Below are 22,045 nucleotides of genomic sequence, written 5' to 3' on the forward strand. Positions count from 1 at the left end.
GGGACTTTGTGGAACACTGTGTCATGAGAAGGCTGCCTGTCGTTTGGGGTGAAAGCTGTTGTGAGAAAACAACTTATCCCAAACCAGGCAGCCTTTTTCCACCCCCGGGTGAGAAATCCGGGTTAGCATCACTGTGTTTGATGACTTTCATCGCAACGGTGCGTTTGACAGGAGCAAGTTGCCTGGCTCGATAGACGGTACCCATTCCTCCAGAGCCGATTTTGGCTTCAACGATATAATTTCCGAATCGCTTGCCGATCAGGGAGCGAGTGCTGTTTTCCAGCCGTCGCCCCCCTGCATTCGTAACATTTTCAGCTGTGTTTTCAGCTTCCCAATGAGCATTATCGATATCGTGCCTGGCGACATGCGGGAGTTGGTTGAGTTGGAAGTCGAGGTCAATAGTTTGCAAGTTCTCTTTGGGCGGATCAGATAGTGACACGATTTCGCCCCTCGTTCTTGGAGCGATATAGTTTTGCATCTGCGATTGCAATAAGATCGGTATCCGGTTGTAAAGTATCCTGGCTGAGAGATTGCATATTGGAGACACCCAGGCTGATCGAGACTGTGATTGTGTCACTTTCGCAATCAAATTTAGTCTCAGAAATGACCGCTCTGCATCGTTCTGCAATCGTTGCGATCTGTTCAATATTGAGCTCGGGGATCAAAAGTGCAAATTCTTCCCCACCATAACGAGCAAAAGTGACGTGAGATTCGATCACGCTTCGTATTCGTTGAGAAACTTCACGAAGTACCTGGTCTCCAGCGAGATGCCCGTAAGTGTCATTTATCGATTTGAAGTGATCGATATCGAACATAATTAGCGAGAGTGGGCGATTGGTGTTGATCGAACGAAGTGTTTCACGTTTGAGGATGTCCAGAAATGCTCGCTTGTTGGTGGCTCGGGTCAATCCATCCTGAGTCATCATGTCGTAAACGGCTTCGTAGTACTGGGCTTCCGTTTCATCGTTGGAGAGCAATTTGAAAATGTACGACCCGACAGAAATTCGATCGCCGGGGCGAATATCTGCCTTTTCAACGTCTACGCCGTTGAGGAAAGTGCCATTGGTACTGCCAAGGTCTTGCAGATAGCACGTCCCATTCTGGAAAGAAATTGACGCATGTTCGCGGGATATGGAATCATCGTGCAGAATGAGTTCGGCAGTGTTTCCTCGACCGATTTTTAAGCCACTTTCTGGAATGTCGATCAGTCCGGTATTGATTTGAACCGGATGTATCTGAAGCAGTTTTCCCGGACCGTTCGATTTGGGAACGGATGTGTTATTCTTGCTCGATACGGTGGCTTGCCAGATGTTGGTCATCGTTACGATCCAGACAGTTTTATCGATGATGAATACGGGGTCTGACTGAATTGTAGGTTATTGATTCATGCCCGCGTAGAGTTTCTTTGCGAAAGAGCTTCTGGCCAGGTCAGTGTTATCGATTATAGCAATTATGCAGCCGATTCCGTTCAATGAAATGCCAGGGTCGTCTGTTTGGACTCGTGAATTGTCGAAGTGTAGAATTATTTGCGGAATAGACCGTATTCCTGCAATCTGTTTGTATCACATTTAATTATCTGCAATTGCCAGGGACTGTATGTCGATGAGCCTGATCAAAACGATGATCTGTCGTGTAGTACTGATTCTACTCACTCAAGTTACAGTACCGTTGGCTGGAATCATCTGTTTAGCTGGTGAGGAACCTCCGAATATCGTTTTTATATTAGTTGACGATTTATCGTGGAGTGATCTCGGCTGTTATGGAAACCGGATTCACGACACGCCTAACATTGATCGGCTGGCCCGTGAAGGAATGCGCTTTACTCAGGCTTACGCTCCCGCACCAATTTGTTCTGCATCGCGTGCTGCAATTATGACAGGTAAGTTTCCAGCCCGATTGCATTTTGAATTTGTAACTAAAAACTCGGCTGGTCAACAGGACCTGTCGGTGCCTCTGCAGTCTCCACCATTTACACTCAACCTGCCGTTGGATGAACAGACAATTGCCGAAGTATTGTCGGCAGTTGGTTACGAAACAGGTTTCTATGGGAAATGGCATATCAGCCAGCATCATGACGGATATCTGGGCTGGTCGCCGACTCATGGCCCTTTGCAGCAGGGGTTTTTGACTGGTGCAGGAGACTTCGGGTCTCATCCTTACAGCTACCGTTTGAACAACATTCGTGACCAACCAATTCCGACTGGCAAATATCCTGTTGATACGTTGACTGAGAAAGCAGTCAATTTCATCAACGATCACCGTGACAAACGATTTTTTCTCTATCTATCCCATTATTTCGTGCATGATCCGATCCACAGTCGCTGCGAGTGGCTGGTCGAGAAATATCGCAATAAGCTAGCAGGAATCGGCCCAGAGTCTCGGGCGCCTTATGGTGCGATGGTGGAAACTCTAGATCATCTGATTGGAGAGTTATTGCAGTCTTTGGATGATGCCAGGATTGCCGACCGAACGCTTGTCGTATTCATGTCTGATAATGGGGGCCATCCTAATTATACAACAAATGAGCCGTACCGAGGCAGCAAATGGAATCTGTACGAAGGAGGCATACGAGTGCCTTTCATTGTCCGGTGGCCGGGTGAAGTAACTCCCGATACAACCTGTGACGATGTTGTACACGGTTGTGATTTATTGCCAACATTTGCTGAGGTCTCAAATCGTAAGGCGCCATCAGGAACGTTGGATGGTGTCAGCTTATTGCCATTGCTTCACAATCCTCAATCCGTTTTGAATCGTGAGCAACCGCTTGTGTGGCACTTCCCTTATTATCATCCCGAGAAAAAGTTTGCCCAGTCGCCTGCGGAAATTGGAGTTGGAGATTTCCTGACCAGCCAGACACGTCCCCATGCAGCAATTCGGAAGGGGCACTACAAGCTGCTCCACTTTTTCGAGGATGATCGAGTTGAGTTATACAATCTGATGAAAGATCCCAGTGAGGCTAGGAATCTCGACCGGAAGGAGCCAGTAAAATCACGTGAACTTAAACATCAACTCAGTGATGCTCTGTTGAAGCTCGATGCGAGGCTTCCCACTAAACGAGTCATCGCAGAGTAAGCAGAGCGATATGTCTAACGGAAGATATGCGCGATCTGCTGAATTCCAAAGTCGAATGAAACACTGCTGGGCAAGCCAGCAGTGTTACACGTCAAACGACATTTATTGATAGAAATCGCATTCGGAATTTCCACATATTTAATTGACTGATTATTCGGCTTGCATCAGATAGGTTAGCAAGTCGGCCATCGATTCTTGACTGATCTCTTTTTCCAGTCCTTCCGGCATCAGCGACATACCAGTACTGCGAATGTCTTCAATTTCAATCCGGCGAATTTGAGTTTCTTTTCCTTCCGCTCGTTTTAATGTAACAGTCGTTGCATTCTGAGATGTAAGGATTCCCGTATGAGATCGTCCGTCTTCGGTCACAATCACGTAATTGAGATATTCGGGCGTCACTTCCCGGTTGGGATCGAGAATGTTAATGAGGATGGCCATTTTTCCACGATTCCGGAACGAAGCCAGATTGGGGCCAATCGCCTGACCTTTGCCTTCGAGTCGATGACAACTCGAGCAGTTTTTTTCAAAGATCACCCGGCCCTTGTCAATACCACCAGATTCGTTGAGCACCGGTTCATAAGCAGTGACAATGCTTGCGCGTGGTGTACTGCTTACTCTCTTTTTCAGCTGATTTGAAATGTCTCGAACTTCCGCAGTCTCGGATTGCGCCAGTATCTGCAGAGTACTCAATGAAATCGTTGAGATTGGTAATTTTTCCTCATTCAACGCAGTCAAGAGCGAGACAGTCCATGGATCGCGACTCAATAAAATATCGACAGCGGTCTTACGGAGTTTGGGGCTGAGACTTTCCCAGTTGGACAGCAGAAAACTGTCGAGTTTTGAATCGGCCTGACCAGCAAGTACTGACAAAGCAGCTGTCTGGATTTCGTCCGGTTCCCGGGGATCAATCAGATTCATCAGCCGTTGGTGGTCTTCAGAATCGGAAGAGATCGCTAACAAACGAATCGCATCGACGCGTTTCTGGACTGTGAGTATATTATCATCTGTCTGTAAGCGGGCTGTTACGAGGAGATCGTCGAGCAACTTTTGCAATTCGCCTTGGCCCATTGAGACACCGCTGCGATCAAGTCGTCCCTGAGCGGCAGATTTAACGAGATAACGTTGCAACAATTCCTGTTTGACTGCGGGTGAGAGAGCAGTCTCGTCTGTGGTTAATTTTACAAGAGTCGCCAAGTGCGTGGGATCGGGTTGATTGGCCATTAAAGTGACTAGTTCATCGATGACCTTTTTGGCTGATGGGGTCGTCACAAACTGAGATTCGTTTGCCAGTTGCTTGAGCACCAATCCGACTTGATCACCGATTGAAGTGAACAGTGCAAAACGAATCCACTCATTATCACCATGAGATTTCAGGAGTTTCGTAATCAGCGGTGTTCGCCATGTCGCTGAAAATTCTCCGAGCGTGAAAGCAAGTTGGAAGATGACTTCAGGATCCTGATCATCGATGCATTGTTCCAGCTTTTGCTTAACCAGGGCATTGTTGGCAAATTGTTCAGCGTACATTATGGCGTGTCGCCGTACTTGTGGATGCGGATCGTTAATTTTCTCAGCCAGAATATCTGGAGTTAGCAGTGATAGTCCATCCAGGGTTGCCAGTGCGTGCATACGTCCGAGAGCGGAATCGCCACTCGCAACTTTGATCAATTCATCACGTACAGATTGATCCTGCCGTTCGAACAACAATCGGCTGGCTGTCTCCCGGTGCCATGAGTTTGGGTGCTGCAGTAAATCGACTAATTCCTTTGACGAGAGTTCGTCTACAACGGGACGCGAAGGCTGGGTATATCCCTCAGGGACAAGGCGATAGAGCCGACCGCGATCGCGGCCACTTGTCAAATCCAGATGTTGTTTGATCATTGGTGGGAGGCTTGCAGGATGCTCAATCACTTCGCGGTACATATCCAGAATGTGTAAGGCTCCATCAGGACCGTTTTCAAATTGAACCGGTCGAAACCAGATGTCGCTGGATGTCAATAATTCTGAGTGATCATCGATTCTTGTTCCGTGAAAGAGCACGCCATCCGGAATGAGTCGTTTGCGATGTACGATATTACTTCCGACGTCTCCAATAATAGCTAACCCCTGATCCTCTTTCGGCCAGGCATCTCCTCGATAGATTGTTACTCCAGTGGATCCGGTGAAATATCCGGCAGGCTTTCCGCCTCCCTCAACAACGCCTTTCACTGCTCCTGAAACACGCAGGCGAGTACGGACAATCCGCCAGGGTTCGACTGGGCTGGATCGAAATACGGGAGCTTGTCCTCCATCATCAGCGATACTCTTACGGGAATTGGGTGCGGTCAGATAAGGATTCCGGGCAGCGTATCGATCATCGTAAACGACCATCTGCAGGTGATCGCTGTTTGAGCAGACAAACTTCCGACCCCAGTCATCAAAACTCATTCCGTGTTGTGCGCCACCGCTCTCTGATTGAATCTCGTAAGTCTCAGGATCGAAAGAAAAATCGCGTCCGCGTAAATTGACGGCTGCGGATTCTGGCTGATCGGGCCGTCGTACGAGTCCTCCGGATGAACTGGCTGCTCCATGGATTCGATTATCGAGTCCCCAGCGGAAACAGTTGAGTAGACCTTGAACATTGGTTTTACCAAAACCCGTAAAGACAATTTCCTTGAGATCGGCTTTATGATCGCCGTTCGTGTCTTTGAGGTAAAAGATATCCGGTGCAGCGCCGACAAACACACCTCCGCGATAACAAATGATCGCCGTCGGCCAGGAGAGTCCTTCTGCAAAAATGTGACTCTTATCGAAAATGCCATCCCCATCGACATCTTCCAGCAGACGGATCTGACCCAGGTTATCTTCCGACTGTTCCGAATAGCCACGCATTTCGGCGACGTATAAACGACTTTGTTCATCAAAACACATCGCTACTGGATCGTTCAACAGCGGTTCAGTTGCTGTTTGTTGAATCTGGTAAGTGGGGGCGACATTAAAATGTTTCATCGCTTCGACGGGGGATAAAGCCGGAACTCGCGGAAGTTCATCAGCGTAGCTTTGTTTTTCATCGGCTTGCAACAAGCAGGAGTTACTTGAAGTGCAGGGAGGTAAAGTCAGGAACAGAAACAGGAACACAGCAAAGTGAATTCTTGGCATAGATTCTCTCGCTCAGATTTCAGCAGGAAGGACACGGGCGGGAAGCTTGAGCGGCTAACTGATATCACGTTATACTAAAACTTGTAAAAATCAAAACCTCTCAACCATCAATTTCAGAGAGTCGCTCGAAATTATCTCCACGATTTGCCTGTTAACCTGAACAGGCTTATGTTACCCCAACGAACAAGTGAGAAAATCATGAACTCTCGAAATGATCATCTAATCTTTCTGATTCTAACCTGTGTGGCCAGTATTCTGCTCATTTCCGGGATGAATATCGAAGCTGCCGATTTACGAGTTGCGACCTTCAATGTGGATGCCTCGCCGCCAGTCGGCAGTCCGCTGGCTTACGACCCGACGATTGGTATTCAGGAACCACTGAGTTGTCGTGGAGTTGTTCTGCTGGGTTCCGGTCAGCCGATTGTACTCTGTTCGGTCGACTGGATCGGCATCAGTAATGGAGGCCAAACTCGCTTTAAGGAAGAATTAGCAGAAGCAGCAGGGACGATTCCCGAGAGAGTTTCAGTCCATACGATTCACCAGCACGATGCCCCTCGCTGTGACTTTTCCGCCGAAGCCTTGCTCAATCAGTCCGGTGCTTCTGGCGTTGGATTTGATCCTCGCTTTGCGATGACTGTGATTAAACGGGCTGCAGGGGCGATTGAAGAAGGTTTGCAGCATGCTGTGGAAGTAACTCATTTTGGATTTGGTGAAGCTGAGGTTAAAGAAGTCGCTTCCAATCGAAGGATTCTCGGACCAGATGGAAAGGTTCTGTATACCCGATACACGGCAACGGCCGATCCGAAAATTCGTGCTTTTCCGGTTGGCACAATCGATCCACTCCTCAAGACTTTTGTACTTTACAATGGCGACCAACCGATCGTCGTAATGACTTATTACGCAACGCATCCACAAAGTTATTACCGCACTGGCCTTGCGAATCCCGATTTTCCTGGAATGGCGCGGAATGCCCGTGAGAAGAAAACAGAGATTCCGCACATTCATTTCAACGGCGCCGGTGGTAATATTGGGGCAGGGAAATGGAATGATGGATCCCATGAAAACCGGCAAGTACTTGCAGACAAAGTCGAGAAGGGGATGGAACAAGCCTGGAATAATATCAAGCGGAGTCCTCTGAGCAGCGAGCAGGTATCCTGGAAGACTGAGGCGGTTCAGTTACCAGTGGCGACTCATCTGGTTGAAGAGGAGCTAGTTGCCGTCATTAACGACCAGACAGCAAAGCCAGATGCTCGGTACTATTCGGCCAAGTATCTGGCCTGGCTGCGAAGTTGTCAGGCGGGAGAAAAGGTTGATATCGGATGCCTGTCAGTAGGGGATGTCCGCATACTCCATATGCCAGGCGAGCTATTTGTCGAGTATCAACTGGCCGCACAAAAAATGCGACCTGACCTGCACGTTTTAATGGCTGCTTACGGAGAGTATGCCCCAGGCTATATTGGCACCAAAATTGCCTACAGCCAGGGCGGGTACGAGGCGAGTGATCGCGCTTCCCGTGTGACAGAAGATGTCGAAGCGGTTCTGATGGAGGCAATGCAAAAGCTACTGAAGTGACTTGATATTTGTTTTACGCTCAATTGTTTTACGATCAAGTGACAAATATGCTTGCGAAGTTCATGGGAATAGTTGAAGCTACTGAATCGGTAGACGCTTAAGCTGTAATCGATGACATTCTCGCACTTCCATTAAGCCATTGCGTTTTGACAATTCTTTGACGATGATTCTGAACTTTCTGCAAGGAAGAATATCTTATGATCACTCGTATCGATAAAAGTAAAGACAATATCCTCGGATTCACTCTCAGCGGCAAATTGCACGACGAAGATTACAAGTTCTTTGTCCCTGCAGTCGATGAGGTCATCGCATCTCATGGCAAGGTTCGGCTTCTTGCTCACTTTGTTGACTTCCACGGATGGGATCTTCATGCGGGCTGGGACGACATTAAATTCGCCACTACCCATTGCACCAAGGTTGAACGCATCGCCCTCGTTGGCGACAAACGCTGGGAAGAGTGGATGGCCAAGGTTTGCAAGCCTTTTACAATGGCCAAGATTCAATATTTTGATGCCACGAAGATCGACGAAGCCTGGGAATGGCTCGAAGAGGATGCGGCCTGATTCTGCGATGTGGGGCACAGGTTTCTTTTGAGTCTGCCAATCGTCTGCTGAATCCGTAATTGATACATGCAAGTTTCAGGGGGGCACTTTTCAAAACGGAGAGATGGGCGTGGAGTTTGCAAACGACCACGCCCATCGCTTCATTGCGTTGGTAGTGTGTTTCGGTATTCATCCTTGTATAAGCCGATATTCTCGATCGGAATCGTTTCGAATGTTGGAATCTGTATTTGTATCCATGCCTGCATCAGCGTAAGGGATTCGCGAGCGGTTAGCGAATCGTCGCCAAGTTCGATCGGCTTCTCTTTGCTGCCGGAAATGTCAGTGAATCCTTTAACTTCGCTCACCTGGGCCTCACCGTTTGTGCTGACTGCCAGATTGTCAACGATTTCAAATTTATCGAGCAGTTTTTTGACATTGCCATCAAAGCTGCAAACCTGTTTGCTGCAGTTGATGAACGCGTTGTTGCGAATGGGGTTTCCCAGCGGTTCACGAGGATTCTCGTTCATGATTGCAGCCAGGCGTGGGTAACGAGTACTCCATGGTGCTTGCTTGTAGTTGAGACGCTCGGCTTTTTCTTCCAGCATCCAACTTGGGTGATCAGGGTTGTTCCATTGCTTCCAGGTCATCCCTCGCGCGTCGATATGTAGACCAATCGGGCAATCGACAACCAGATTATTTAATACCGGATTATCGCGTCCTCCGCCAATCATGAGGGCGCGGCCTGCGCGATAGAAAATGTTTCCCTCAAGAGTATCTCCGCTGTCGCAGTCATCCAGATAGATTCCCATCGTGTTGACATGACTTGCATCGCCTCCACCGAGATCGTGAATGAAATTGTGACGGAGGATATTCCCTCTGCTCGTCCAGTCCCGACCTGTATAGAAAGCCCCAGCATCTCCGGTTTCCATGACGACTCGATAGACATCGTTGAATTCGAACAGATGTTCGTTACCACTATATAAGACGGCATTGTGAGGAGCATCGTGAATACTGTTGTTGCGAACGATCTGTCCACAGCCGTGGACTCCGATCCCAGGTGCATAAGTTCGCTGAAAGAGGCCGTAATGATGAATATGATTGTTTTCTGCAACATTTTTCGCTGGCGTGAGTGATTGACGATCACCTCCGTTTAAGGAAATTCCTCCGCGACCAATATTGAAGACATCACAGGAACGAATTGCACCTGAGGTTCCATGAAACGAAATTCCACTTCCCGCCAGATTCGCGACGATACACCCAATAACTTCAAAGTGGTCGGTATTGCGAATGAGCATCCCGTTGGCGTGGGCATACTGAAAATCCATACCAATCAGTTTGACATGTTTTGTTCCCTCGACCTTGACCAGCGATTGAGTAGAAGTCGCCAGGACGATCTCAGATGTTGCCAGTTCATTTTCGGGATAAAAATAAAGCCGTTTGTGATTGCGGTCCAGATACCATTCATTGGGGGCATCTAATTCTTCGAGAGTATTTAAAGCAAAGAAACGCCGTTTCTTCGCGCCCCAGGTTCCCGCGTTGATGCCGTAGGAATGGGGAGCGGCCAGCTTGATAATTTTTTTCTCTTTGTCGTAGGAATCAATGCGGATCGCTTCATCGTTCCAGTCATGTGTCCAATATCCATGCAGCCAGACACCCTCTTCCAGATTCCAGCGAGCAGGTCTAGAATCTTCAAAGACAAATGAACCAGGATGAAGTTTTTTTAAAGCCGGGGCATCAGAATCGGGGCGGGGTAGGCCAGTATCGATTGTCTTGGAGAATTCTGCCCAGCTACTATCAGTTTCCCCGGAAATGTTTGGCCAGCGGGACAGTGTCATCGGTTGCTGATCGACATAGAGCCAGGGAGCCGAAGGCGAACCGCGATAGGCGGTTTTGAATTCGGGGAACGCAGAGGAAATGATTTTGGAAAGATCGCAGACCTTCACTTTGTTGCGAACCGCGGGATCCAGTCGTGACAAAACAGCCTCATCAGTTATTTGCTGAAAAGATTCTGCATTCAGCGAAATGCCACCCTGAATCAGAACTTTTCCACCTTTGGCGGCCTGGTAAACAATTGGTCCATTTTCAGTGCCGCTATCCTGAGCCGTCAACTCAAACGAGGATTGCTGCGAATAGACTCCCGGATTCACATGCACCGTGACTCCTTCACCTTGTTTGAGGATTCCCTCTTTTCGAAGTTGTCGAATTTTATCACGAGCTTGATTTAAAGTTTTGAATGGTTGCTCAGGACTGCCGTCGCTTTCGGCATTGGCATCTGCTGAGACGTACAGATTCTGTTCTGCAAATGTGAACGAGAGGAATCCAGGGAAAACCAGACAGGAGAGGAATACAAACGCTTTCAAGAGGCACCTCTGAGGAGTGAGAAGATCGCGAGGAAATAGAAAAATGACCTGCGAATAACAGCTATGACCTGCTGAATCCACACATTTTCTTCGTCAATGGTAGCAACTCAGAGAAACGCATTCTATTGGTTGAGAGAAATCGATTATCATAAAATGATGTATACATTAGAATTGACTGATCTTAAATGATACCCATCATTCATGTTTCGGAATTCTTTAAGTTGATGATCAGTAATGAGATATGGCAAATTATAATCTCACTTTAAAGTGGCAATTTACGGATTGAATGGGATTTCTTCATCAATTCATCAAATTTCTTTCTGTTTATGGGTAACCTGTCGGAAATAACTGCCATATCTTTATGTATGAATGCTTATGAGATGAATGATATTAATGATCATCAGCTTGAAAAGGCGATTTGTCGCACCCAAAAAGGGGAGCCAGCCGCTTTTGAGATCGTGGTGCGCAGGTTTGAGGCACCATTACGGGCATGGCTGGCGGGACACGTTCCGCCCGGAATCGATGTTGATGAGGTCGCTCAACGGACATTTGTCGCAGCCTACACTCGGCTGGAGGAATATACACCAGGAACGCAATTTGGTTCGTGGTTATTCACCATTGCGAATTATCAACTCAAAACAGAACTGACACGATTAAGACGAGTCGCGGATTACCATGCCCGCTACGCACCCGATTTACTGCAGCGTGAACTGGAAAGAAGAAGTTCGGAACCACCGGAGATATTTGTTGAGCGACTCGATTATCTCAAAGTTTGTGTAGATTCACTGGGCGAGCATCTTCGCAGGTTTATCACCTGGCGTTACGAAGAAGAAATTCCTCTGGACGAGATGGCATCCCGTTGTGGTCGATCTGTGGCGGCGGTGAAAAAACAACTCTGGTTAATTCGTCAAAAGTTACAGCAGTGCGTTGAAAATCGAGTCGCCGCTGCAGAGGGAGAGCTGTCATGAAAAATCAGGAACGCTTTGCCGAGTTGTTCACCGATTACCTGGAAGGGGAACTCGATGATGCCGCGCTAACGGAATTGCGAGAACTGCTTGCATCGGATGAGAGTCTGTTGAAATCTGCGGCTGATCTCTATCAGACTCATCATCTGTTGGGCATGGTCGTTGATGGGACGCAGTCTCGAAAAGAAAAATTCATCCGTGAAACGCTCTCTCGTTTGCCAGTCGATACTGGAAATTTCGTCAGTCAGGTGATGGCTGACATCGATCAAATTTCAAATGATGGTCAAGTCGTTCGTCATTCAATCAAACCGCTGTCGAACATGACTTCTGAAAATTCGCGACTGGAAAAGCGTAAGTTGCATCGAGGCTTGATCACCACGGCTTTAATTGCAGTTCTGGCTCTCTCCGCGTATTCCTTCCGGTCCAATAAAAATACAGGTCTGGCTGGAAAAGTTCCCAATCCTTCAACAGAGGATGTGACACAAAGCGAAGCGCGGTTTGCACACATGGCTCATGCAAAGTTTTTTGGTGAGTTATTGCCTCCCGTTAATTCGGCACTCGCTTTTGGTCGCGACTATGTTCTGATGAGCGGTCTGGTGGAAATTGAGTTTCCGGAAGGTGCATCAGCCATTCTGGAAGGCCCGGCTGTGTTTCGGGTACTGACTGATGAATGTCTCGCGCTCGATGTCGGACGATGCAGTGTGCATGCCCCCGATGGAGCCGAAGGGTTTCGTATTGAAACGCCTGTGACAAGCGTTGTCGATCGTGGGACGCGTTTTGCGATCAGTGTTTCCGAAACGAGTGAAACCGAAGTGCAGGTGATTGAGGGAGCCGCAGATGTTTATCAGAAACCTGATCGGCCAACTGGCCAGATTGGATTGAAGCAGCAATCACAGCAGAAGTTTCAGGTGCGGATGGCCAGCAATGAGGCGCAGTCATTCACTCATTTAGGTAAGTTTTCAGCAGACGCAGTCCCGTTCAATTCCAGTGTTTATCATCGTCAGTTACCCGACAGGGTGATTTCCTATCAGGCGACAAAAGATGCCAATGGAAGGGCTGAGATGCTCACAAGTGTTAGACTTCAACGCGGCGGTATAATTTACGATATCCCAGTCGAGGATTTGATTCCTATCGAGGTGATTTCGTTCACTGGACATTCCGGGCACGCTCATGTTGCGACAAAAGGATTGCTCCCGTCCCATCGCAGCGAGACTTCTTCCGACTATAGTCTGATCACTGGAGTCATTAATCCGGATGGCAGCCGGGAACCGCTTACGTCTGATCCCGTGCTGAGTGAATCGGGGGATCCAGGGAAATCTGAAACGCCGGGAATGGCGATCCATTTTAAGTCTCCTGTCATCAACGGACCCGGTCCGGACGTGGTCTTCTTTGATCTGCAAACATTTGGAAATCCACCTGAGGGCGATGCTTTTCATGTCAGTCCACTCAAATTTACAGAGGGATTGAAATCTCACACGATCCACGCATACGATTTAACAATGGAATCACCAGCAGCTCTCGATCTGCAGGGGTTTCAGATCCATATGTTTGAAGAAAAGGTGAAGTCTCTGGAGATGCTTGAGACTGCCCAGTGTGCTTCTCGTTTTGCGGGTATGAAATTCCGTGGTCTGGCTGTGGGAATCGACTTGTCAGATCTGGGGTATGAAAACGGGGATAGTGTGGACGGACTATTCATTCAGGATGCAATGGATGATGTTCACAATGTCGACCCCGTGTTCATTGGAGGGCTTCCCTCACAACTTGAGGTTCAAAATATAAAACCAGGAAAGTCATTAAGATGATTCAGGAAATAACTTCGAAACGATTACCGTTTCAAATCGCATTGATGCTCGTTGTTGTTCTATGTGGGACAACAGCTTTCGCTGAGGATATGTCCGTTGAAAAACTAAAGTTTTTTGAAACGCATGTTCGGCCTCTGCTGGCTCAGCATTGCCTGGAGTGTCACAGTGCTGAGAGTCAGAAGGGTGAGCTTCGGCTCGATTCACTTTCCGCCATGATGAAGGGTGGGGAATCTGAAGAACCAGCTGTCGTACCGGGACATCCCAACGAAGGGATGCTGCTCAGTGCGATCAAGTATGAATCTTATGAAATGCCGCCCCAGGGGCAGCTTCCGGAGAAAGAGATCGCGATCCTCGAAAAGTGGATTCAGATGGGAGCTCCCTGGCCGGGCGATGATGACTCGCTGATCGTTCGGATGGATAGTGATCGATTAACAGAAGAAGACCGCAAGTGGTGGGCTGTTCAACCTGTTGTTGAGCCAGCCATTCCAGAGTCCGGTGCAGGCTGGGCGCGGAATGAGATTGATCGATTTATTGCCGCAAAGTTGGAAGCAAATGAGTTACAACCAGCTCGCGAAGCGGATCGTCATGAACTGGTCCGAAGAGCCTATTTCGATTTGCATGGATTGCCGCCGACTCCCGAACAGGTTGATGCATTTGTCAATGATGATCGTCCTGATGCCTGGCCGCGATTAATTCGTGAGCTGCTCGATAGTCCGCGATACGGCGAGCGTTGGGCACAGCACTGGCTGGATGTTGTTCGCTACGCCGACAGCGATGGCTATAACGAGGACGCGTTTCGACCAGATGCCAGTACGTTTCGTGATTATGTGGTTCGTTCATTGAACGACAACAAACCCTACGATCAGTTCGTTCGTGAGCAATTAGCGGGAGACGAAATTGCTCCTGATGATCCCGAGGCCTTTATCGGGACTGCTTTTTTGCGTCATGGTGTGTACGAATGGAATCAACGCAATGCAACCATGCAATGGGATCTGATCGTCAATGAAATGACACGGGTCACAGGTGAGGCGTTTCTGGGAATTGGGATCGGGTGTGCTCAGTGCCACGATCACAAATTCGATCCGATTTTACAGAAGGATTATTTCGGTTTACAGGCGTTTCTTTCTTCAGTTGCCTGGCCTCTGGATAAACCGCTGGCAACTCCCGCAGAAATTGCTGCTTACGAAAAAAAACAGCAGGAATGGGAGGAAGCAACTCAGGCGATACGCGATGAAATGCATTCGTTGGCCAAAGCCGAGTTTGATAGCAAGCAGAAATACACCGTCGGTCAATTTCCGGACGATGTTCAGGAGATCTACAATAAGCCCGAGTCGGAAAAAACGACTTACGAAAAGCAGATCTCCTATCTGGTATATCGTCAAGCCAATCGAGCTGCGACGCGATATGACTACGAAAAAGCACTGAAGAAGAAACCGGAAAAACTGGCCCGGTATAAGGAATTGAAAGAGGAATTGAAGAAATTCGATTCTCTCAAACCAGCTCCATTACCCAAAGCATTTGTTGCGACTGATGTCAGTTCCGAACCTGCTCCGACATATCTGATGACACGGACAACTAAAGAAGCTGTTGAGCCAGCGTTTCTGACTTTGCTGGAACAGGAACCGAAGATCGAACCATTGCCGAACAGCACAGGGCGCAGGACGGCTTTAGCCAACTGGATCGCCGATGAGAAAAATCCGTTCTCGACACGGGTGATTGTGAATCGGTTGTGGCAACATCATTTTGGATTTGGAATCGTTCCGACACCGAACGACTTCGGCACACTGGGCGAAGCGCCCAGCCATCCCAAGTTGCTCGACTGGCTGACGCTTCGGTTCCTCGAAGGAGACTGGCAGATGAAGTCGCTGCACGAGTTGATCATGAACAGCGCCGCCTATCGCCAGACTGCACAGCGTGAGCCTGGCGAAATGGAAAATAATGTCGACCCGACAAATCGATTGTTATGGCGATTCCCTCCGCAACGACTCGATGCCGAACAGGTTCGCGATGCGATGCTGGCGATCTCGGGAGAACTGAAGTTTCGTGAAGGTGGTTCTGCAGTCAGCGGCACGACCCCTTATCGCAGTGTTTATGTTAAAAGGATGCGAAATCGACCCGATGAAATGTTGTGCGGGTTCGATGCACCACTCTGTTTTGAATCGGCTCCTGATCGAATCTCTACGACGACTCCAATTCAATCGCTATTGCTGGTCAATGGAGACTGGACACTGAGTCGTGCACAGGCTTTTGCCAAACGATTGCTCGCTGGCAAGCATGAGTTTGGAACTGATGAAGTTCGTTCCGCCTATCGACTGGTTTACAACCGGGACGCAACGCAGGACGAAGTGGATATGGCACTCAGCTTTATTCAGCATCAAACTTCAGTGATACCCAGCCCGGAAGTCGAGCATAAGTATCCGGATGAAACAGGCTTGAGACCAATTGCTCAGCATTTTAATGCGGTCAAGGATGTGGAACTGGGAGCTAAAACACTCTGGATTCAACCCGACAGCCGCTTCGAGCGATTGCAGGTTCTCAGTGCGGACGAGCTTGACGACCATTTCACCGTAGAAGCGATTGTGAATCTCGATCGCATTTATACCGATGCCAGTGTGAATACGCTGCTCTCCCGCTGGAATGGTAGCACGAAAACAAATGGGTGGAATATCGGTGTGACCAGTCAAAAGTCATCCTATCAGCCGCAAAACTTCATCGTGCAATTGATCGGACGCAATTTCCAGGATGAACCAACTTACGAAGTGGTTGCTTCCGGTTTGCAATTCCCACTCAACAAACCGGTTTATGTCGCCGCAGTCATTTCCGCAAGCACATCCAAAGAGAATCCAACCAGCGGAACAGTCACGTTCTACATGAAAGATTTGTCCGATCCCAATGCGAAGCTGGAAACTTCGACTGTCGAAACCTCTGTCGTCAGTCATATTCAAAATCCTGCAATGAAATTGATTGCTGGTGGTCGAGATGCCTCAGGCCATTTGTGGGATGGACAGATTGCACGACTGGCTGTCAGCAGAGGTACGTTGTCGCAGGAGCAGCTTCTGATTGACAAGAAATCTGATACTTCCAGCCGCATTTTCGATTGGAGGTTCAATGGTGACGATGGCGAACATCCTGCCACAAATACCGCATGGCTTCGACGAAGTTCGACAGGCAACGTGACGGCTGTTTCAGAAGAAACATTTGGAGCGGTCACGGACTTCTGTCATGCCCTTTTCAATTCCAACGAATTCCTCTACCTGCAATAGGTGATTAATCATGAGTTGTAATAATATCGAATTATCGACATCACGACGTGACTTCCTGTGCAATACGGGAGGTGGTTTTGGTGCATTGGCATTTGCAGCCCTGAGCGGGCAATCGCTGATGGCAGCCGGGACTGAAAACCCGGTTGCGGACAAGATTCCTGAACGTATTGGGAAAGCGAAAAATGTCATCTGGCTGTTCATGGAAGGGGGACCTAGTCACCTCGACCTGTTCGATTATAAACCGGCGGTCAATGAACTGGCCGGGAAGCCACTGCCCGACAGTTTTCCACGTCCTGTGACCGCGATGGGGGAGGCCAATTCTCCCATCCTCGAATGCAAACGCAAATGGGAACGGCACGGGGAAAGTGGATTGTGGATTTCAGACTGGTTCCCGCATCACAGTAAGATTGCTGATGAATTGTGCGTGATTCATTCCTGTGTTTCTGACGGGATCAATCATGCGGGTGGTGTCTGTCAGATGAATACCGGAGCGGTGTTTGGCGGTCGGCCTTCACTCGGTGCCTGGGTCTCTTATGGTCTTGGTCATGAGAGTGAAAGCTTACCTGGATTCGTTGTGATGAAGGACAGCTCTGCGATGGTGGTCAATGGAGCCCGCGCCTGGGGATCGGGATTCATGCCTTCGAGTCATCAGGGAGTTTTATTCGAACCGGGTGTGGAGCCATTACGAAATCTGAACAATCCGAAAAATGTGACTTCTACGCAGCAGCAGGGCAAGCTCGATTTTATCAATCAGCTCAATCGTCGACATTATGTCGGTCGCGAATCCAATACCGAACTTGAAGCTCGAATCAACAGTTACGAGATGGCTGCCCGTATGCAGACGACCGCACCCGAAGCGATTGATCTGGAGCAGGAACCCGAGCACATCAAATCCATGTACGGGATGGATCAGAAAGAGACCGAAGTTTACGGCCGCCAGTGCTTGCTCGCTCGAAGACTTGTCGAGCGCGGTGTGCGTTTCATTCAGCTCTACTCCGGAGCGGGGAGCAAATGGGATAGTCACAGCAATATTGAGTCGAACCATTCGCGACTTTGTAAAGGTGTCGACCAGCCGATTGCCGCTTTGATAGCTGACCTCAAACAGCGTGGTCTGCTGGATGAAACTCTCGTCATCTGGGGAGGTGAATTCGGTCGAACACCAATGAGCGAGAAGGGGACTGGTCGCGATCATAACCCGACAGGTTTCACTATGTGGATGGCTGGTGGCGGAGTCAAAGGGGGCCAGACAATTGGAGCGACCGATGAAGTTGGCCTGTATGCCGTCGAAGACAAACTGCACGTGCACGATATTCATGCGACAACAATGGCTCTACTCGGAATGGACCACACGAAAGTTGTTTATATGCACAAAGGCCGTCCTGAACGCGTCGACCTCAATGAAGGACATGTGCATTCAGAACTTGTCACGGGTGTTTGAGTCGATCGTTGATTTCGAAGAGTAAATTCCAACTCGAATCGTCGAGTGAAAGGCTATAAATAAATGTCAGTCGCTTCCGCAATGAAACTTGTCAGAAATTTCGATTTTCTCCAAACTTACTCGCGAAGCATGTTTACTTTCGCGATGATATTCTTGGTCACTGCCAGCAATGCACTGGCAGCTGAACCAGTTTTGGAATGGCGTTTTGATGGCGAATCTCAGCCTGGCGCCTGGCAGGGCAAATTCGGTGCTCCAGCTAGTGGGCCACGTCAACCTCGCTATCCAGGATTCTCGACTAACAATCGTGGAGCAACGTTCGTCGGCCACGAAGGTTGGATTCTCGTTAAGGATCACGAGCGTGGCGGCTTCACCAATGTTCGCTATGGAGCAGGGGAGACCTTCGCCTTCGAAGCCTGGATCAAAGTAAAATCCATCAGTAAGGGGCAGATGGTTTATTTGATGGGTAAGGGGCGCCATGGCAAGCTGGGTGAGAATTTAGGAGAGAATAATCAAAACTATGCGGTTCGCCTTCAGGGAACCGATGGCGGTGCCAGTTTAGGATTTCTGTTTGCCAGTGAAGATCCCAAAACAAAAGCACGTGACTGGCATCGCTGGTGGAGTACACCGGAATTGGCTCTCGCAGGATGGCATCATCTTGCTGTGGATTTTACGTTTGGCAAAGCGGACAGCTTGCATGCCTACATTGATGGTAAGCCAGTTGAGGGCGTCTGGGATATGGGGGGCGCGACAACACTGCCGCCCGTTCAGGATGTCGACGATCTTGTGATTGGAACCGGTCAAAGTCGTAGTTCAGGTGTATCTTTCCAGGGTTGGATGGATAATGTCGTCCTATATCGAGAGCCGTTTTCTCCAGAGGAAATGGCTGAGCGATATGTTTTTATCCCGCCACCACCTGCAGTGACGCGGGATATGATTCCTTCAGGTAAAGTTCTCGTGCAAATTAGTGAAGAGGGAGTTCCTGAGGCTAACAGTTGGCCAGAAGAGCCTCAAGTGACAGAGACGTATCAGGAAGATGTGTTCGGGATTTTCGAGCTGCCTCAAAAATATATTTCAACCGGAGTGAGAGCCGATCGGGCTAATCCACTGCATTTGAGAGCCTCGGCTATCGTCAAATTGCCAGCTGGGAAGCATCGTTTGCTGTTACGCGGACGTGGTGCTGCTCGTTTGGAGATTGATGGAAACCTGATTCTCGAAACGCCCATGCGTCCGACAGATACAGGCGGTCATGGATTACTTTCCTCGCAGGATAAATATCTCGATCTTGGTCCCGATTTCCGCTTTGTTCCTCCGGGCAACCGAGAAACCTGGGGAGAATTTGAATCCGACGGCAACGAGCATTTTGTGATTCTGGAAACTCTCGTGGGAGGGTTAGCTGGTAAGAACAAACTTCGCTCTGAACCTGGGGAAACGGTAGTCGCAGTCTCATTGGAAGGACGTGAATCCTGGTCGCTGCTTTCTCCTGGTGATCGACAGGTCAAGTATACCGATGAAGGTTGGGCCAGTTACGAAGCTGAGCGACGTCAATGGCTCGCTCAAGTGAATGCCAAAGCCAGAGCCAACTGTCTGGCGAACAAAAGCGATTATTGGAATCATCGCCATTCTTTCGCTGCTGATTGGCTGGCCAGTATCGAGCAAGTGAAGGTGCCGGAACTGGCAGAGGGATATCCCGCCAATAATGCGATCGATCATTTCATTGCCGCCCGAATTGCAACGGTTGCCAAAGAATCGAGTCAGGTCGAAGCTGGTGGTGTTGACTATTTCAAGGACGTTCGCCCGATTCTGGAGAAGCATTGTTACGACTGCCATCAAGGTGGTAAGGCTCAGGGAGGACTGCGGATTGATAATCATGAATCGATGCTGACTGGTGGCGAATCTGAGGAGCCTGCGATTGTGCCCGGCAAAGTTGATGAAAGTATTTTGCTGGAGCGTGTCAGCACAGAAGATGATGGCATGGTGATGCCGCCAAAAGGGGATCGGCTCTCCGATCAGGAAATTGCGATTCTCAAAAATTGGATCGAAGGGGGAGCTGTTTGGCCTCAATTTGATGTCGCCAGTTTCACACCGACTCCTCTCTCTGAAGATCTGGATTTTCTCCGTCGTGTCACCCTCGATACGGTTGGTGTCACACCAACAGAAGAGGAGATTGCCGAATTCCAGAATGATAGTCCTGAAACTCGTCGGGCCAATGCGATTGACCGATTGCTGGCTGATCCTCGCTGGGCCGATCATTGGACAGGCTATTGGCTGGATGTGCTTGCTGAGAATCCGAATATCATCAACCCGACGTTAAACAACACTGGGCCTTTCCGCTGGTGGATTTACGAATCGCTGCTCGACAATAAGCCGGCTGATCTCTTCGCAACCGAACTGATTCGCATGGAAGGGAGTGAACGTTTTGGCGGACCGGCTGGGTTTGCGACTGCTTCCCAAAACGATTTGCCGATGGCTGCCAAAGGAATTATCGTCAGTTCCGCCTTTCTTGGCGTGCAGATGAAATGTGCCCGTTGTCACGATGCTCCTTCGCATGTCTCGATGCAAGAGGATTTACTGCAAGTCGCGGCACTATTAAAGCAGAAAACCATCAAGCTGCCTGAGACCAGTAGCGTCCCAGCGGGACGTTTGGAACATACCGGACGCAAACCTTTGATACAGGTGACACTCGAGCCTGGTGTTGAAATTCAACCGGCCTGGCCTTTCGAGCGTTATTGCGACGAAGCAGTCGCCGATGAGTTGGCGGAACATCCCGATAACCCTCGTGACAGGCTCGCCGCCCTGATTACCGCTCCCCAGAATGAGCGTTTTGCTCAGGTGATGGTGAATCGGCTCTGGCAAAGAATGATGGGGCGAGGTCTGGTCGAGAGTGTCTCCGATTGGGAAATGAGTGATCCTTCGCATCCCGAGTTATTGCGTTGGCTTGGTCATCAGTTGGTCGCATCGGGTTACGATCTGAAAGCTGTCAGTCGAATTATTCTGAATTCTCATGCCTATCAGCGGGCGACTGACACGACGCTGGCAGAAACGAGTCCGCTCTTTATTTCCCCGGCTCCACGCCGCTTGACTGCGGAACAAATCGTTGATTCCGTGTTCCATGCCACGGGGACTCCGTTTGACCTGGAAGAAGTCAGTCTGGATGTGGACAGTGTAAGAGTGACTAAAACTTCGATAACGCTCGGCAAACCGCGTCGATCATGGATGCTGGCTTCAACGTCCAATGAACGCGATCGTCCCAGCCTTTCCCTGCCGCGGATTACTGCCGTGGCAAATGTATTGGAAACCTTTGGCTGGCGAGGAGCCCGACAGGATCCCCTCAGTATTCGCGAAACAGATCCCAATATTCTTCAACCAGCGATTTACGCAAACGGCGTCATGAGCATTTGGCTCACTCGTCTGAGTGATCGTCACGGAATGACTGAGCTTGCGCTGGAGGATCAACCTGTTGAACAGCTCGTTGATCGAATCTTCCTCCGACTACTGACTCGATTGCCATCGGCTGAAGAAAAACAGCGCTATGTCAGCTTTTTATCGGAAGGCTACAGCGATCGAGTGATTCCTGAATCGGAGCGGGTGAGTCCAGAACATGGTCCTCATGAACCGGTTCGGTATGTCTCCTGGTCGAATCATCTGGACGGTGCAGCAAATGTCCTTGCGTCCCAGAAAGAAGCCGCTGCCCGTCGTGGAGATCCACCGACTAACGCATTGAACGAGGAATGGCGTCTTCGTATGGAAGATGTCGTCTGGGCCGTTTTGAATGCTCCCGAATGGATTTATACACCGTAATAAATATGTGAAACAAATGAGTCACAAAGACTTCCTTTTTATTACGTCTGACAATAAACAAAATTGATTTTACTACGAAAGTTTCAAAGAAAAGGGTG

Annotated in this window: 12 protein-coding genes; 8 read left to right on the top strand and 4 right to left on the bottom strand. The window is 49.1% G+C overall.

Annotated elements, in window-relative coordinates; all coding sequences use genetic code 11:
• Nucleotides 1–73: 73 nt before the first annotated feature.
• Both Pan54_RS05565 and Pan54_RS05570 read right to left on the bottom strand, forming a co-directional pair.
• A complete protein-coding gene (locus Pan54_RS05565) occupies nt 74–439 on the bottom strand; it encodes a hypothetical protein (protein WP_146502570.1) in 366 nt (121 codons plus the stop codon).
• Complete coding sequence (locus Pan54_RS05570) at nt 426–1,319, bottom strand: GGDEF domain-containing protein (RefSeq protein ID WP_146502571.1); 894 nt, start codon at nt 1,317–1,319, stop codon at nt 426–428. Before Pan54_RS05570 ends, Pan54_RS05565 begins: the two co-directional genes overlap by 14 nt.
• 283 nt (nt 1,320–1,602) lie before the next feature.
• Here Pan54_RS05570 and Pan54_RS05575 point away from each other — a divergent pair, with 283 nt between their 5' ends.
• Nucleotides 1,603–3,072: a sulfatase gene (locus Pan54_RS05575; RefSeq protein WP_242631226.1), complete on the top strand. Its 1,470-nt coding sequence runs from the start codon at nt 1,603–1,605 to the stop codon at nt 3,070–3,072.
• Between the two features lie 150 nt (nt 3,073–3,222).
• Here the strand turns inward: Pan54_RS05575 and Pan54_RS05580 are convergent, their stop codons facing one another.
• Nucleotides 3,223–6,207 carry a PVC-type heme-binding CxxCH protein gene (locus Pan54_RS05580; RefSeq protein ID WP_146502572.1) on the bottom strand — a complete coding sequence of 995 codons (2,985 nt, stop codon included), beginning with the start codon at nt 6,205–6,207 and terminating at the stop codon, nt 3,223–3,225.
• A gap of 198 nt (nt 6,208–6,405) precedes the next feature.
• On the opposite strand from Pan54_RS05580, the gene Pan54_RS05585 reads away from it, so the two are divergent.
• Nucleotides 6,406–7,779 (top strand): hypothetical protein, encoded by a 1,374-nt coding sequence (locus Pan54_RS05585; RefSeq protein WP_165441599.1) that lies wholly within the window; start codon nt 6,406–6,408, stop codon nt 7,777–7,779.
• Between the two features lie 197 nt (nt 7,780–7,976).
• Complete coding sequence (locus Pan54_RS05590; RefSeq protein WP_146502573.1) at nt 7,977–8,342, top strand: SpoIIAA family protein; 366 nt, start codon at nt 7,977–7,979, stop codon at nt 8,340–8,342.
• Between the two features lie 140 nt (nt 8,343–8,482).
• Here the strand turns inward: Pan54_RS05590 and Pan54_RS05595 are convergent, their stop codons facing one another.
• On the bottom strand, nt 8,483–10,681 hold the full coding sequence (locus tag Pan54_RS05595; RefSeq protein WP_146502574.1) for a right-handed parallel beta-helix repeat-containing protein: 2,199 nt from the start codon (nt 10,679–10,681) through the stop codon (nt 8,483–8,485).
• Nucleotides 10,682–11,061: 380 nt separating this feature from the next.
• Between Pan54_RS05595 and Pan54_RS05600 the strand changes: the two genes are divergently transcribed.
• The 5 genes from Pan54_RS05600 to Pan54_RS05620 all read left to right on the top strand — a co-directional run bounded on the left by Pan54_RS05600 (nt 11,062) and on the right by Pan54_RS05620 (nt 21,947).
• Nucleotides 11,062–11,649 carry a sigma-70 family RNA polymerase sigma factor gene (locus Pan54_RS05600; RefSeq protein ID WP_146502575.1) on the top strand — a complete coding sequence of 196 codons (588 nt, stop codon included), beginning with the start codon at nt 11,062–11,064 and terminating at the stop codon, nt 11,647–11,649.
• On the top strand, nt 11,646–13,448 hold the full coding sequence (locus Pan54_RS05605) for a FecR domain-containing protein (RefSeq protein WP_146502576.1): 1,803 nt from the start codon (nt 11,646–11,648) through the stop codon (nt 13,446–13,448). The genes Pan54_RS05600 and Pan54_RS05605 overlap by 4 nt, the downstream gene beginning before the upstream one ends.
• The gene (locus Pan54_RS05610; RefSeq protein ID WP_146502577.1) at nt 13,445–16,711 is read left to right on the top strand and encodes a DUF1549 domain-containing protein; all 3,267 of its coding nucleotides are present in this window, start codon (nt 13,445–13,447) and stop codon (nt 16,709–16,711) included. Before Pan54_RS05605 ends, Pan54_RS05610 begins: the two co-directional genes overlap by 4 nt.
• Nucleotides 16,712–16,721: 10 nt before the next feature.
• Entirely contained in the window at nt 16,722–18,149 is a 1,428-nt protein-coding gene (locus Pan54_RS05615; RefSeq protein ID WP_146502578.1) for a DUF1501 domain-containing protein, read from the top strand.
• Between the two features lie 144 nt (nt 18,150–18,293).
• Nucleotides 18,294–21,947 carry a DUF1553 domain-containing protein gene (locus Pan54_RS05620; RefSeq protein ID WP_207310048.1) on the top strand — a complete coding sequence of 1,218 codons (3,654 nt, stop codon included), beginning with the start codon at nt 18,294–18,296 and terminating at the stop codon, nt 21,945–21,947.
• The last annotated feature ends 98 nt before the right edge of the window (nt 21,948–22,045 follow it).

Source organism: Rubinisphaera italica (genome assembly GCF_007859715.1).
Lineage (GTDB): Bacteria > Planctomycetota > Planctomycetia > Planctomycetales > Planctomycetaceae > Rubinisphaera > Rubinisphaera italica.

Coding starts and splice junctions, on each gene's coding strand:
- Pan54_RS05570 (WP_146502571.1), bottom strand. CDS start 1,319: ATGACCAACATCTGGCAAGCCACCGTATCGAGCAAGAATAACACATCC.
- Pan54_RS05575 (WP_242631226.1), top strand. CDS start 1,603: ATGAGCCTGATCAAAACGATGATCTGTCGTGTAGTACTGATTCTACTC.
- Pan54_RS05580 (WP_146502572.1), bottom strand. CDS start 6,207: ATGCCAAGAATTCACTTTGCTGTGTTCCTGTTTCTGTTCCTGACTTTA.
- Pan54_RS05585 (WP_165441599.1), top strand. CDS start 6,406: ATGAACTCTCGAAATGATCATCTAATCTTTCTGATTCTAACCTGTGTG.
- Pan54_RS05590 (WP_146502573.1), top strand. CDS start 7,977: ATGATCACTCGTATCGATAAAAGTAAAGACAATATCCTCGGATTCACT.
- Pan54_RS05600 (WP_146502575.1), top strand. CDS start 11,062: ATGAATGATATTAATGATCATCAGCTTGAAAAGGCGATTTGTCGCACC.
- Pan54_RS05605 (WP_146502576.1), top strand. CDS start 11,646: ATGAAAAATCAGGAACGCTTTGCCGAGTTGTTCACCGATTACCTGGAA.
- Pan54_RS05610 (WP_146502577.1), top strand. CDS start 13,445: ATGATTCAGGAAATAACTTCGAAACGATTACCGTTTCAAATCGCATTG.
- Pan54_RS05615 (WP_146502578.1), top strand. CDS start 16,722: ATGAGTTGTAATAATATCGAATTATCGACATCACGACGTGACTTCCTG.
- Pan54_RS05620 (WP_207310048.1), top strand. CDS start 18,294: ATGATATTCTTGGTCACTGCCAGCAATGCACTGGCAGCTGAACCAGTT.